The organism is Gemmobacter sp. LW-1 (assembly GCF_001303875.1).
GTDB classification, from domain to species: Bacteria; Pseudomonadota; Alphaproteobacteria; order Rhodobacterales; family Rhodobacteraceae; genus Gemmobacter; species Gemmobacter caeni.
Genome location: NZ_LJSC01000040.1, coordinates 23,014 through 35,000 on the forward strand (window position 1 = coordinate 23,014; position 11,987 = coordinate 35,000).

Consider the following 11,987-nt stretch of genomic DNA (forward strand, 5'->3'; position numbering starts at 1 on the left):
GCTATGATCGAAGGCGTCAATGAGACTATTGAATCTTGCCTGTCAGTTTTTCGAGCGAAAAAACATGCGATAGACGCATTTCGTGCCAGTGTAGAGCTTCTATTCACAAATAATCCCGAGCTTCAACATAAAGGGCGACAAATTGTACACTCAACAAAATCACGCATTAAGGATGAAAGTCACCTATCCGAGAAATTATATCGAAAGATTAGCGCGGGCAGACAAATAAATGAGGATAATTTCTTTTCAGAAATTACTGATCTGGCTGGTGTGCGCGTCTTGCTTCTGTATCAAGAAGACTTCGCAATTGTTAATCACATCATAAGAAGTAAGATCGAAGCGGATGGGGACTGGTTCCTTGCTGAGCCACCCATGGCCTATACATGGGATCCAGAGAGCACCGCGTTCTTTAAGAGCCACGGCGTTGACCCTAGAATTAAAGAGAGTTCATACACCAGCGTTCACTACCTCGTTCGTCCGCATGAAAAGAGTCCAATTCATTGTGAGATTCAAGTTCGCACGCTATTTGAAGAGATCTGGGGCGAGGTTGACCACCATCTGAATTACCCTGCCAAATGCGAAAACCCCGCACTAACAGAGCAGATAAAGGTTTTGTCAAAAATTGTCGGCGCAGGAAGTCGAATTCTTGATTCCATTTACAGGGTGGATGAGGCGGACAGGAAGTAATCGCGAGCGGATGCAGCGTTTATTTCACGCTCGCGTTTGAATACCTTGATCATTACTCTATTTACACGTTGCGCCACATCAAACGTGACTGGCAGCTTCGTCCCGTTTGGTAACCTTCAGGGCGGTGGTTCCGCTGCGGCACCCGACAAGTGTCGGCTTCGGTCGCTGCGGCTACGCAACAGGGGCCGAAGCCGACCGTCAGTTAAGGGCCATTATCATGACGAGCAACGCAGCCTTTTGTCTTATCAATCGCGTGCTTCACCGTTCCGCGTTACCACCCCATTTCCGCGCTGTGTCTGGCGGCGGCATCCTGCCCCTGTGTTTTGCTTCGACACGCCAGAGCTTTTTGCGGAGGCCCTCGGCTTCGAGGTGGCGGTATTTTCCGCCGGAGAACTTGCCCCAGTCCAGTGCGAGGCCGCATTTGACCATTTCCGCCGACAGGTCACGCCCGTCTTCAAGGGTGCAGGTTGCAACGACCCGCTCGTAGGACGAGCTGCCATCGGTGATGGCGGTCACGACCTGCCCGCGGCAGAGGGCGATCAAGGCGCGTTTGGCCTGTTGGCCGAAGGGGTGGTCGAGTTCCGGCGCGTCGATTCCGGCGAGGCGGATGTTCACCCTGTCGATGACGATGGTATCGCCATCCACGACCCAACAGCGGCCCCGGAGGATCTGTTGCCCGAGCGGCTCTTCCACCTGGCGCAAAGGCTCACGTGGCGGCTTTGGGACGGGGGCTGGAACGGGCTGATAGCTGCGGGAGGAGCGCCGGTAACGGTAGCGCTGGCGCCTGGGGGCGAAGAGTTTCAACAGCAGACGAAGCAGACCCATTTCACGCGCGATACCAGCTGAGGCTTGGCGGAGTTTGCGCGCGGGTTGCGACTGTCGCAAGCCCCTTCCGGCAAAGCGGACGGCGAGGGCTGCCCAGCTGGCACCCCACAGGACGCGCCGCCCTCCCCTGCGCGTCCGGCGCGTTGGTCGCGGTGGAGACGTGTTTTCAGGGCGGGTTGAGTCGCTCGCGTTTGCACGCTGCGGGGGCCTGAGGTTGCTCTGCGGTGTAGCACCGTTGTAGCACCGGGCGTCCAGAACGCAGAAAGCCCCGCGAGAGCGAGGCTTAACGTGTTGATCTGGCTTAGTAATTTTGGTTGCGGGGGCAGGATTTGAACCTGCGGCCTTCAGGTTATGAGTTTGAGTTTCTGCACTACGGCCTAGCCGCACCCTCTGCGCGATTGTACGTTTTATCATTTAATATCAGTTACTTGATGTCCTTGCAAAGACGTGGCACAACGTCCTAACTGCCCCTAGCGTGCTACTTAGCCGCTAGTTCGGCTCAAGGAGAACATTATGCCGAAGCTGACGAAGACCTTCGTTGAAGGGGTGGAACTGCCTGCCAGCGGCTACAAGATTCACTGGGATGATCGTGTCCCCGGCTATGGGCTGAAGGTGACGGCCACAGGGGTCCGGTCCTTCATTGCTCAAGGGCGAGCCAAGGGGAAGGTGGTGATCGTGACCATCGGGCGCTTCCCGCTCTACACCGAGGACCAAGCGCGCAAGCGGGCACAGGTGGCGCTTCAGCAGATGCGCGATGGCATCAACCCGAACGCCGAGAAGAAGGCCGAGGCGGCGGAACAGGTGTCGCTTCGCACCGTGATGGAGGAATACCTGAACCGCCCGGGCAAGCTGAAGCCCAGCAGCAAGGCCGAGGTGCGGCGGCATATCGAACTGGTCTGCGCCGCGTGGCTGGACAAGCCCATCGTCAACATCACCGAGGACGACATTCGCAAACGGCACCGCGAAATGGCAACGAAGGGGCTGCGCGGCAAGGGACCAGCGCCGGGGCAAGCCAACCTCAGCATGACAACGCTCCGGGCGCTCATCAACTTCGCCAGCCGCCAGCGGAGGCGCGCCGACGGATCGCCGCTGTTCCTCTACAACCCCGTGGACGTGCTAAAGGACCATTGGGCGAAGCTGGGCACGCGGACGCAACGCTACATCGACCGGCGCAACATCGGAGCGGTCTGGAATGCGCTGCATGAGGCGCGCGCCAACCCCAAGAACACCGACGCACTGGCAGGCATCGACCTAACGTTGTTCCTCCTGCTGACCGGCGCGCGGCGCAACGAAGGGGCGATGCTCACATGGGACCGTGTCCACATCGACGACGCTGACCCTGCGAATTGCTGGTGGCACCTGCCCGACCCGAAGAATGGGCGCGAGGTGTTCCTGCCGCTGAACACACAGGCGGTGGCGCTGCTGAAACAGCGCGAACGGGTGGCGGGCAACCCCCATGTGTTCCCGTCGCGGTCCAAGGCCGGGCATGTGCTGGACCCGCGTGCGCCAATGGAACTGGTCAGCGAGGTTTGCGGCAAGACCCTGAGCTGCCACGACCTCCGCCGAACATATACCAACATCTCAATGCGTGAATGCCTGATCGAGAAGTTCCGCACCGACCTGCTGACCTGCCATGTGCCTGCACAGGCAGACGTGACCGCCCGGAACTATCTAGACCTGACCCGTCTCGACTGGCTGTATCCCGAATGCCAGCTTATCGGTGACTACATCGAACAGCAGGGACTGATCGCCGCTGGTGCGAATGTGGTGGCGCTGCGGGCCTGACGCCCGCAGCACATATCGCGCTTACGCATTGCCCGAGCGCAGGACGCCTGCCTTGCCCGGATGCTGCGCCTTGGGGTTCTGCCGCCATACGAACTCGACGGTGACGGGGATGCGCAGTTTCTTCGCCAGCCGGTCAACTTCCTTCCATGCGTCTGCCGCCGACTGCCCCTGCACCGAGATTCCCAGTTCGGGGAAGAACCTGTAGCCGTCGTCCTCGTAGCTGGACGCCTTGGCCGGGACCGCCAGTTCGCGGACCAGCTTTTCGCCCTCGAAACCCTTGGCCTTCACCTGTGCAATCATCACATGCAGGATCGACGCCCAGTTGGGGTTCTGGATCGGCTTGCCGTTGATGGTCGCCTTCATCGGCTTGGTGAAGGTGAGGCTGGGCGCTGTGTCGAACACGAGCGCGCCATCGGTCGGGGCGACGGGCACACCCTCCAACTCGTCGTCACGCTCAATGCCAAGCTGCTCCATCGCCTCTTGCACGATGCGGTCGATGGTCTCGCTGGGCGACTTGGTTCCGAACCACGTCTTGAGGGTGCTCAGGTTGGCGAACGTGGCGTCGTTGATTCTCAATACCGGCATCATGTCTGTCTCCTTTGGGGTGATGGTGGCCGCAGGAAATATGTAACATCGTTTCTCGATTCGGATCAAGAGCATATGTTACCTATTTTCTGCAAGGCACTCGATAGCCGCCGCGTGCAGCCGCGCTATGCGCTGCCGCCGCGGTAGGGGCGGCATGGTGCTGATCGCGGCTGTAGCGCCAGCGCAGGGGCGGCAATGGTGCGCTCTCGCACGGGCCACAATTACGGGGTTGCCCGACTTAACAACGGCCTGCTATGTTGGCACCACACTCGCCATCCGTCAGCTTCATCAAAGCGGGCGGGACGTCCGGCAGGACGCACCCGGCATCCGAGTCGGGCACTGAGATGGTTGCATGGGCAGCCAGCGGGTCATCGCCTAAGCGGAAACGTCAGGGCGTTCTCAGTGGGAGTTGACCCATGAAAATGAACTATGAACAGCTCTGCGAGCGGTTCAACTTCACCCCCAAGAACCGCCCTTGGTCGGGACAAGACCTTGCCGACTTCTGCGACGTGAGCCTCCGCACAGTGGAGGGCTGGCGTCAGACCGGCGAGGGTCCGAAATTCTTCAGCCCGAAGGGCACCCGCCGCGTCTGGTATGCGGAACGGGACGTTCTTGAGTGGATGGCCTCAGGCGAGAAACAGAGCACCAGCGAGGCCGCGTAAGTCGGCCATCAAAGCGTGAAACTGGCGCGGGGTCGGTGAATTTTGGAATGCTTCTGCCGGGTTAGCTCCCGTCTCAGGCGCATCACCTAGCCCCAACATAGCGCTCTCAGGAAAAACGGCGGGGTTGTGCCACCAACCCCGCCGCCAGATAGAAAGCACAGACATGGACTCCCCAACTATGCAGAACCTCGCGGAAGGTCCGCAAGCGAGCATTTTTCACCGCCTTCCCGCTGAAATGCGCGCCCTGCCGCAATGGTGCGTGACCGCTGGCACGGCCACCGACAAAGCGCCCTATGGCGCTGATGGAAAGCGTGCCAGAACGACCGACCCGTCAACCTGGATGGATTTTGCAACCGCCTGCCGCCTCGCCACTGAATGGCGTGGGCTGATCGGTTTCGTGCTGAGTGCCAACGACCCCTTTGCCTGCATCGACCTCGACGTGAAGGACGACACGACCGCCGAGGACATGGAACGCTTCAAGAGCATCGTCACAACCTTCAACAGCTACTCTGAATTGTCGCGCAGCGGTCGCGGGATGCACATCTGGGTTCGTGGCAATATCGGTCCCGGCTGCAAGCGCGGCGGCGTGGAAGTGTATTCGCAAGAGCGCTTCATCATCTGCACGGGCAGCGTCTATATCGACGCCCCGGTCGAAGACCGGCAGGAACTGCTCGCCAACATGGTGACGCAGATGCGCGCCCGCAACATCGCCGCCTTCAACCCCGGCGCACATGCTGCACGAAACGACGCCAAAGAGGCGGTGATTGCCAACAGCCGAACCCGTCACGACGAAGTGGCGCTGGAACTGGTGGCGAGTCACCCGCGCAAACTCATCACCGCAGAAGACTTGTTCAGCGCGGTCTTTGACGTGGACCCGAACTTCACCCCCGACGCCGGTCGCAAGTGGGCGCTGCTGCCGCACATCGCACGGAAGGCAGGCATCGAGCCGTTGCCGAAGCCGTTCGCCTTGTATGGACGCCCGAAGGTGAAGGTGTGGGCGCTGCGCAACGCACAGGGGTGGCGGGGTGCCCTTGCCATGGCTGTTGAAGCCGAACTGAACCGCATTACGGCCCCCGAAGCCCCCCTTAGCCCCCCGGCCTAAAACCCGGGCCAAGGCCCCCCTGAGCCCCCCATTGCACCCCCACGAGAAAAGGGCATAGCCATGGACCTACCCAACTTCTTCCATGCAGCACTTTTTACAATGGGGGGCAAAGGGGGGCGCCGGGGGGCAAAGGGCATCCGACCGCTTCGACCGTCATATGTCCTGTATGTGGGGCACAGGGTGGCAAACGGCGGGAATGGTTCAGACCGGCAGCATTTAGTTCAGACGGAACTAGCCCAAATCCAGCCGCGAACGCGCGCAGCGAGAAACGAAAAAGACGCAGCGAGGAAGACCAAGCTGCGTCTCAGTTCAGGAAGACAGGGAGAGATGCCGCAATCAGCGCGGCGTGCATGTCATCCCATTCCGCTGGGCGTTCGCGATGCAGTCCGCCTTGTTGACGTAACCTTCGGTCGATGCCCCAACGATACGACCGTTGGACGCGGTCCGCCGCCACCGCCAGTAACCGGAAGCGTCCTTATAGATTTCCCAAGTGTCCCCTTGGCGGTCAGTGCAGGTCTCAGCCATGTCGGCCTCCATTTGCTTCACGTTAGTATAGCCTTCACTATACTCGACGAGTCATACAGTTCGCGCTATACTTCTGTCAAGTGGATCCGAAGGGGAAAGATGTGTCCGAGAAGTTTGGTGAGAAGCTGCGCCAGCTACGCACCGCCAGGAAGGCCACTCTTGAAGAGCTGGCTGAAGCCATCGGCTCATCAAAGGCTTATGTGTGGCAGCTGGAAAACAAAAAAAATGCTAAACCCAGTGCCGATTTACTCCTGAAGATCTCGAACTACCTTGGCGTGGCCCCTGACTTCCTATTAGATGACTCTAGTGAAGAGCAGACTGAAGCACATTTGGAGGATGCCTTCTTCCGAAAGTTTCGAAGGCTCTCTGAGACCGATAAGAGATACATCGACAGGATAATGTCCGGCCTTGACGACAAACCCTAGCAACGCGCCCGAGCGAGAAGCGAATAGACTGACGTTGTTTTGGCAGAAGTTTGGCCCAAACACATATCCAATTGACATTGACGCACTTGTCAGCGGCACATTTAACGGTGACGGATTTCAGGGAAGCCTGTCAACTAGGCTCGAAAGGTTTGACTCTTTTGAGGGCTGCCTTGTCAAAACTTCAGGAACTGATGATTGGACTATCCTCCTGAATAGCAGGACTCCGAACAAGCGCCGTTTGCGATTCACATATGCCCATGAGCTCGGTCATTTCATGTGCCACCGGCATCTCCGAGATCGTTTTGAGGATAGTGAAGCTACGCTTAACGATTTTCATAGTGACGTGGAGCGCGAGGCCAACATATTTGCATCGAGCCTTCTGATGCCCGCCAACCTTTTTAGGGACGAATTTTCCGCAGATCCTTGGACTACTGAACTTCTGTGCGCTATTGGCAGTCGCTTCGAGTGCTCCCTTCAAGCCAGTGCACTTAGATATATCAACCTCACATCAAAACCATGCGCTTTCATCGTGTCTCGAGATGGAATGATTGTTTGGTCCAGCAAGTCCAAGACTTCACCGTTTCTTAGGGCATTCAAATTCGGAGACGAGCTTCCAGAACTATCCTATGCGAAGAATCCGCCACCATCGGAGGTAGCGACAACGGATTCGGTTCAAACTGGATACTCATGGAGCGAATCTCAGTGCTGCAAAGAAAGCCAATACTTTGACTACTCCGGAAACGGGTTTCAATATACCTGCGTCGAGTTCACCGGGTGACTCGATGCTGGATCGCACACGCTAATCGCCTCCCAAACGCCCCGAGCAATCCGACCCACATATACCCCATATGATGTTCCGAACTACGTAACCCACTGACGAAAAATAATAATGCTCGCGGACCTTCCCCGAGAACAGCTACCGTTACAGCACAACGCTAGCCGTATCAGGGTTTATCAGCACCATGTCCGACGACATCGACATCGACATCCGAGTCACCCCCGCCCTGCATCCCAGAGTTGTGGAGGAAATCGAGGGGTGGGGCGACGACACCAAAACCGTCCTCGCTGAGACACAGACTGCTTTCAGCACCGCTTACGAGACGCTTCGCAAGGTGCATGACACCCGCGAGGTCGTGAACGCGAACCCCGGCTGGAACGACGATCAGAAGCTGCTCCAGGTGGACAACTTCGCCAAGAAGCATCTGGCAGCGGTCACCAAGACGTTCGATACCGCACGCGCCAACCTCACCAAGGGCATCGACTTCCTTGAAGGGCAGCTTGCCGAACCCGTGCAGGTCAAGGCGGCGACCGCCATCGCGGGGCAAATCCGCGACTTCGCCCGCAACCTGCCGGACGGCAAGCGGCACGAGTTTCTGCGCGAAGCGATCCGCGATGACGACCACGAGACGGTCACTGCGCTGCTCGGCGCGCCGCCCTACCTGTCGGGTCTCAACCGCGAGTTCCAAGCCGTCTACCTGCGGCTCTACCACGAGCGCAATTCGCCCGGCGTCGCCAAGCGCTTGCAGGTGATGCGCGCCGCCAAGGAACTGATCGAGTCCAACGCGGGCAAGGTCTTCACCGAAATGGAGAAGGCCATCGGCGGCAAGGGTGCCAAGGCGAACATGGTTCGCAAGGCTCAGGAAGCGGCTGAAAAAGCGCTGGGCGGTATCTGATCCACCCTGATGAAATCACGGAACCACGCCACATGACGGAAGCATCTGAAACTGAATCGAAGGCGGGCGTATGGGTGCCGGGGATGAAGTCCCCGAACCCCGCTGGCCGTCCGCCCGGACCCTCTAAGCAGCAGAAGCTTCTTCGCCGTATGCTGGACAAGGCAAATGACGTGCTGGACGCGGTGCTGGCCAAGGCGAAGGAAGGCGATCCTGCCAGTGCCGGGTTGATTTTCGGGAGGATTCTGCCCGTGCTGCGGGCACAGTCCCAGACCGTCACCTTCGACTTTGACCCGTCGCTGCCGGTGGCGCGTCAGGTCGAGCAGGTGCTGGCCGCCATCGCGTCGGGGCAGATCGCGCCCGACCTTGGGCAGCAGATCGTCAGCGCCATCGGCACCCTGTCCAACATCCGCGCGACAGAAGAACTGTCGGAGCGGCTTGCAATCCTCGAAGCGAAGGCAATCACATGAACATTCACACACCCGGCGGCGGACGCGTCGTCGCACTTTCACCCGGCCCGGATGACCTGTTCGTGGTCACCACGGTTGCGGGCCGCAAGGTGTCGCTGCACACCGTGGAGCAGTTCGGGCACGCCCTCAAGTTGGCCGAAGCCGCTGCGATCCGCATGGCCCCAGTGCCCGTGACCATCAAAGTGCTGAGCGTCACGCTGCGCGAGGCGCAGCGGTTCGGCTTGATCCCGTCTGACTTGGGCGAGGACGAGACGCTCGGCGATGACGCGGGGCGACGGAAGTTCGTAATCCGCACCCTCTGGGACATCGTCCGCAATACCAACCAAGCGAAGCCCCGCGCCGATGCGCTGGACATGCTCAAGGAACTGGGAGAGCTGACATGAATGCCGACGATGACGACCTGCGCGGCCAAGCGAAGCGGAACCGTGAGGCGGAGGAACACCGCGCCGCGCTGGACGCCATCCAAAAGCGCCGCGAGGAAGCCGCCGAGACGGAAGCCCTGCGCGGCGAGATGGAGTTTGCCCGGTGCCTCGGTGCAGCTCCGTCACTGGTGTCCGCGTTCCAGCGCCTCAAGGATCAGGGGCGCGCGTGATGGCCGGGGTGCGCGGGATGTTGAAGCGGGTCGCCCGACTTGAGGCACAGCGCGCGCCGAAGGCTTCGCCAATCGAACTCCTCTACGGGTCGGTTGATGGTTTCGCTGCCGACTGCATGGAAGGGGTCGCAAACGGAAAGCTGTGCCCGGTGGATATGCCCATCGTCCTCGACTGCATCCGGCGCTGGCATCGCGACGGCGACTATGGCGCTCGGCGCACCAGCGGGAACGGGGTCTGGAACCGCGCATGACACACGAATCCTCGGGCTAGGGGTGGCTCGGGGTTGTGAAGCCAGCGTTGCCCATGGCGCTGGTGACGGAGCGCCCTCGCGCCGCAAGGTGCGGGGGCGTTTTCACCACCTACCCTATCTCGTTGAATGAACGCGCCCGACATGGCAGAGATAGCGGGCGGCGCAGCCAATTCTGCCCGTGGGGCGTGGAATCCCCTTGATGCGTAGCTCGGTCGAATTTTCGGCCGGGTGACCGTTGCGTATGTCCAAGCACTCGCTAAAGGCAGCGGTGCCTCGGGCTACGCACGAGGATTCCAACACCCGGCTTTGTTCCGGGCAGCCTCTCACCGAAATAGAGGCTGCGCTATGTCTGAGCAGAACGAACCGCCGATACGGCACCAGATGACAGGCAATTCCGGGCTGAACTATGCCGCGTGGCAGCTCTCACGTCGGGGCTGGCACGTCATGCCGACAATACGAAATGCGAAGGGGTCCGATCTGATCGTCACCGATGCGGACGAAACGCAGTTCTTTGGTGTCCAGTCCAAGGCGCTGAGCAAGCGGCACGCCGTGCCCTTGGGCACCGACCTTCACAGCCTGCGGTCTGATTGGTGGATCATTACGGTTCATGCGAACAGCGATACCCCTGCCTGCTACGTTCTCCGGCTTGAGGATGTTCGTGCCCTTGCGACTCAGGACCGGAATGGCGGTCGCTGGTGGCTTGAACCGAAGGCATATGACCGGGACGAGTTTCGTGAGGCATGGCACCGGCTGGTGCTGGACCCGCCGCGGTCGGTGCCTGTGGGCGGCTAGTTGCGCGCTAGTTCGCCTGCCGCAACGCAAAGTAGCGCCAGAGGGGCGCCGCGTAACGTGCTGTTATTTCTGGTATTTTTGGTTGCGGGGGCAGGATTTGAACCTGCGGCCTTCAGGTTATGAGCCTGACGAGCTACCGGGCTGCTCCACCCCGCGTCCGGGTGTTTTTTGTATCGTTGATGGGGTCTTTTCTAGGTTTGGCGGTGACCTACTCTCCCACGTCTTGAGACGCAGTACCATTGGCGTGTTGGCCCTTAACGGCCGAGTTCGGGATGGGATCGGGTGTTTAGCCAGCGCTATGACCACCAAACCGAGGAAAGACCCGTTTATGAGGAACATCAGGCGCAGTAGCGCTTGTTCAGGTTTTGAGCTTTTGACCAGTCTTGCTGTTACTGGATCAAATCAAGCCTATCGAGCAATTAGTACCGGTCAGCTGAATGCATTGCTGCACTTACACCTCCGGCCTATCGACGTGGTGGTCTTCCACGGCTCTCAAGGGAGACCTTGTTTTGAAGGGGGCTTCCCGCTTAGATGCCTTCAGCGGTTATCCTGTCCGTTCATAGCTACCCAGCACTGCCGTTGGCACGACAACTGGTCCACCAGTGGAACGTTCACCCCGGTCCTCTCGTACTAGGGGCAACTCTTCTCAAGTCTCCTACACCCACGGCAGATAGGGACCGAACTGTCTCACGACGTTCTAAACCCAGCTCACGTACCTCTTTAAATGGCGAACAGCCATACCCTTGGGACCTGCTCCAGCCCCAGGATGAGATGAGCCGACATCGAGGTGCCAAACGATGCCGTCGATATGGACTCTTGGGCATCATCAGCCTGTTATCCCCAGAGTACCTTTTATCCGTTGAGCGATGGCCCTCCCACTTGGGACCACCGGATCACTATGGCCGACTTTCGTCTCTGCTCGACTTGTCAGTCTTGCAGTCAGGCTGGCTTCTGCCATTGCACTCAACGAGCGATTTCCGACCGCTCTGAGCCAACCTTCGCGCGCCTCCGTTACGATTTGGGAGGCGACCGCCCCAGTCAAACTCCCCACCATGCATGGTCCCGGACCCGGATGACGGGCCGCGGTTAGACATCAAGAGTGCGAAGGGTGGTATCTCAAGGGAGGCTCCACAGAAACTGGCGTCTCTGCTTCGATGCCTACCACCTATCCTGCACATCACAATCCTGATGCCAGTGCAAAGCTGGAGTAAAGGTTCATGGGGTCTTTCCGTCTAACCGCGGGAAGTGTGCATCTTGACACACAGTTCAATTTCGCTGAGTCCACATCAGAGACAGCGGGGAGATCGTTACGCCATTCGTGCAGGTCGGAACTTACCCGACAAGGAATTTCGCTACCTTAGGACCGTTATAGTTACGGCCGCCGTTTACTGGGGCTTCAATTCAGAGCTTGCACCCCTCCTTTTAACCTTCCAGCACCGGGCAGGCGTCAGACTGTATACGTCGCCTTACGGCTTCGCACAGCCCTGTGTTTTAAGTAAACAGTCGCCACCCCCTGGTTTGTGCCCCCCTCCCATGCTTGCGCACAAGAGGGGCTCCCTTCTCGCGAACTTACGGGAGCATTTTGCCGAGTTCCTTTGATGTGGTTCTCTCAAGCG

General features: G+C 59.2%; 15 protein-coding genes, 1 tRNA gene and 2 rRNA genes (1 of these 18 running past the window's edge). 12 read left to right on the plus strand and 6 right to left on the minus strand.

What is annotated here, in order from left to right; translation table 11 throughout:
* Positions 1 to 3 precede the first annotated feature (3 nt).
* Entirely contained in the window at positions 4 to 687 is a 684-nt protein-coding gene (locus AO684_RS21290) for a RelA/SpoT domain-containing protein (protein ID WP_082400889.1), read from the plus strand.
* 258 nt (positions 688 to 945) lie between these two features.
* Here AO684_RS21290 and AO684_RS21820 read toward each other — a convergent pair whose 3' ends face one another.
* Complete coding sequence (locus AO684_RS21820; RefSeq protein ID WP_082400891.1) at positions 946 to 1,512, minus strand: thermonuclease family protein; 567 nt, start codon at positions 1,510 to 1,512, stop codon at positions 946 to 948.
* Positions 1,513 to 2,025: 513 nt separating this feature from the next.
* On the opposite strand from AO684_RS21820, the gene AO684_RS10530 reads away from it, so the two are divergent.
* Positions 2,026 to 3,297 (plus strand): integrase family protein, encoded by a 1,272-nt coding sequence (locus AO684_RS10530; RefSeq protein WP_054302712.1) that lies wholly within the window; start codon positions 2,026 to 2,028, stop codon positions 3,295 to 3,297.
* 21 nt (positions 3,298 to 3,318) lie between these two features.
* Here the strand turns inward: AO684_RS10530 and AO684_RS10535 are convergent, their stop codons facing one another.
* A complete protein-coding gene (locus AO684_RS10535; protein ID WP_235451268.1) occupies positions 3,319 to 3,882 on the minus strand; it encodes a T4SS efffector SepA family protein in 564 nt (187 codons plus the stop codon).
* 416 nt (positions 3,883 to 4,298) lie between these two features.
* On the opposite strand from AO684_RS10535, the gene AO684_RS22260 reads away from it, so the two are divergent.
* Both AO684_RS22260 and AO684_RS10545 read left to right on the plus strand, forming a co-directional pair.
* Complete coding sequence (locus AO684_RS22260) at positions 4,299 to 4,544, plus strand: AlpA family transcriptional regulator (RefSeq protein WP_054302714.1); 246 nt, start codon at positions 4,299 to 4,301, stop codon at positions 4,542 to 4,544.
* 178 nt (positions 4,545 to 4,722) lie between these two features.
* Positions 4,723 to 5,646, plus strand: a complete 924-nt coding sequence (locus tag AO684_RS10545; RefSeq protein WP_054302715.1) for a hypothetical protein — start codon at positions 4,723 to 4,725, stop codon at positions 5,644 to 5,646.
* A gap of 336 nt (positions 5,647 to 5,982) precedes the next feature.
* Here the strand turns inward: AO684_RS10545 and AO684_RS10550 are convergent, their stop codons facing one another.
* Entirely contained in the window at positions 5,983 to 6,183 is a 201-nt protein-coding gene (locus AO684_RS10550) for a YegP family protein (RefSeq protein ID WP_369814592.1), read from the minus strand.
* 89 nt (positions 6,184 to 6,272) lie between these two features.
* Here AO684_RS10550 and AO684_RS10555 point away from each other — a divergent pair, with 89 nt between their 5' ends.
* From AO684_RS10555 to AO684_RS10585, 8 genes are all read left to right on the plus strand, one after another.
* Positions 6,273 to 6,596, plus strand: a complete 324-nt coding sequence (locus AO684_RS10555) for a helix-turn-helix domain-containing protein (protein ID WP_054302716.1) — start codon at positions 6,273 to 6,275, stop codon at positions 6,594 to 6,596.
* A 34-nt stretch (positions 6,597 to 6,630) separates the two neighbouring features.
* A complete protein-coding gene (locus AO684_RS22585) occupies positions 6,631 to 7,374 on the plus strand; it encodes an ImmA/IrrE family metallo-endopeptidase (protein WP_161806010.1) in 744 nt (247 codons plus the stop codon).
* 184 nt (positions 7,375 to 7,558) lie between these two features.
* Complete coding sequence (locus tag AO684_RS10560) at positions 7,559 to 8,269, plus strand: hypothetical protein (protein ID WP_054302717.1); 711 nt, start codon at positions 7,559 to 7,561, stop codon at positions 8,267 to 8,269.
* A 149-nt stretch (positions 8,270 to 8,418) separates the two neighbouring features.
* Positions 8,419 to 8,736, plus strand: coding sequence for a hypothetical protein (locus tag AO684_RS10565; RefSeq protein WP_152968396.1), 318 nt, complete (start codon positions 8,419 to 8,421; stop codon positions 8,734 to 8,736).
* Positions 8,733 to 9,119, plus strand: a complete 387-nt coding sequence (locus tag AO684_RS10570) for a hypothetical protein (protein WP_054302718.1) — start codon at positions 8,733 to 8,735, stop codon at positions 9,117 to 9,119. Before AO684_RS10565 ends, AO684_RS10570 begins: the two co-directional genes overlap by 4 nt.
* Positions 9,116 to 9,328, plus strand: a complete 213-nt coding sequence (locus AO684_RS10575; protein WP_054302719.1) for a hypothetical protein — start codon at positions 9,116 to 9,118, stop codon at positions 9,326 to 9,328. Before AO684_RS10570 ends, AO684_RS10575 begins: the two co-directional genes overlap by 4 nt.
* Positions 9,328 to 9,579 carry a hypothetical protein gene (locus AO684_RS10580; protein ID WP_054302720.1) on the plus strand — a complete coding sequence of 84 codons (252 nt, stop codon included), beginning with the start codon at positions 9,328 to 9,330 and terminating at the stop codon, positions 9,577 to 9,579. Before AO684_RS10575 ends, AO684_RS10580 begins: the two co-directional genes overlap by 1 nt.
* Before the next feature lie 345 nt (positions 9,580 to 9,924).
* Positions 9,925 to 10,371, plus strand: coding sequence for a hypothetical protein (locus AO684_RS10585; RefSeq protein ID WP_054302721.1), 447 nt, complete (start codon positions 9,925 to 9,927; stop codon positions 10,369 to 10,371).
* Between the two features lie 79 nt (positions 10,372 to 10,450).
* Here AO684_RS10585 and AO684_RS10590 read toward each other — a convergent pair.
* The 3 genes from AO684_RS10590 to AO684_RS10600 form a co-directional block, all read right to left on the minus strand.
* A tRNA-Met gene (locus tag AO684_RS10590) sits at positions 10,451 to 10,527 on the minus strand.
* A 39-nt stretch (positions 10,528 to 10,566) separates the two neighbouring features.
* Positions 10,567 to 10,681 (minus strand): 5S ribosomal RNA (gene rrf / locus AO684_RS10595).
* Between the two features lie 88 nt (positions 10,682 to 10,769).
* A 23S ribosomal RNA gene (locus AO684_RS10600) occupies positions 10,770 to 11,987 on the minus strand (it continues 1,615 nt past the right edge of the window).

What these genes read in the sequence shown, in the direction of transcription:
- AO684_RS21290 (WP_082400889.1), top strand. Translation starts at nt 4, where the DNA reads ATGATCGAAGGCGTCAATGAGACTATTGAATCTTGCCTGTCAGTTTTT.
- AO684_RS10530 (WP_054302712.1), top strand. Translation starts at nt 2,026, where the DNA reads ATGCCGAAGCTGACGAAGACCTTCGTTGAAGGGGTGGAACTGCCTGCC.
- AO684_RS10585 (WP_054302721.1), top strand. Translation starts at nt 9,925, where the DNA reads ATGTCTGAGCAGAACGAACCGCCGATACGGCACCAGATGACAGGCAAT.
- AO684_RS10550 (WP_369814592.1), bottom strand. Translation starts at nt 6,183, where the DNA reads ATGGAGGCCGACATGGCTGAGACCTGCACTGACCGCCAAGGGGACACT.
- AO684_RS10560 (WP_054302717.1), top strand. Translation starts at nt 7,559, where the DNA reads ATGTCCGACGACATCGACATCGACATCCGAGTCACCCCCGCCCTGCAT.
- AO684_RS10565 (WP_152968396.1), top strand. Translation starts at nt 8,419, where the DNA reads ATGCTGGACAAGGCAAATGACGTGCTGGACGCGGTGCTGGCCAAGGCG.
- AO684_RS10570 (WP_054302718.1), top strand. Translation starts at nt 8,733, where the DNA reads ATGAACATTCACACACCCGGCGGCGGACGCGTCGTCGCACTTTCACCC.
- AO684_RS22260 (WP_054302714.1), top strand. Translation starts at nt 4,299, where the DNA reads ATGAAAATGAACTATGAACAGCTCTGCGAGCGGTTCAACTTCACCCCC.
- AO684_RS10575 (WP_054302719.1), top strand. Translation starts at nt 9,116, where the DNA reads ATGAATGCCGACGATGACGACCTGCGCGGCCAAGCGAAGCGGAACCGT.
- AO684_RS21820 (WP_082400891.1), bottom strand. Translation starts at nt 1,512, where the DNA reads ATGGGTCTGCTTCGTCTGCTGTTGAAACTCTTCGCCCCCAGGCGCCAG.
- AO684_RS10545 (WP_054302715.1), top strand. Translation starts at nt 4,723, where the DNA reads ATGCAGAACCTCGCGGAAGGTCCGCAAGCGAGCATTTTTCACCGCCTT.
- AO684_RS10580 (WP_054302720.1), top strand. Translation starts at nt 9,328, where the DNA reads ATGGCCGGGGTGCGCGGGATGTTGAAGCGGGTCGCCCGACTTGAGGCA.
- AO684_RS10535 (WP_235451268.1), bottom strand. Translation starts at nt 3,882, where the DNA reads ATGCCGGTATTGAGAATCAACGACGCCACGTTCGCCAACCTGAGCACC.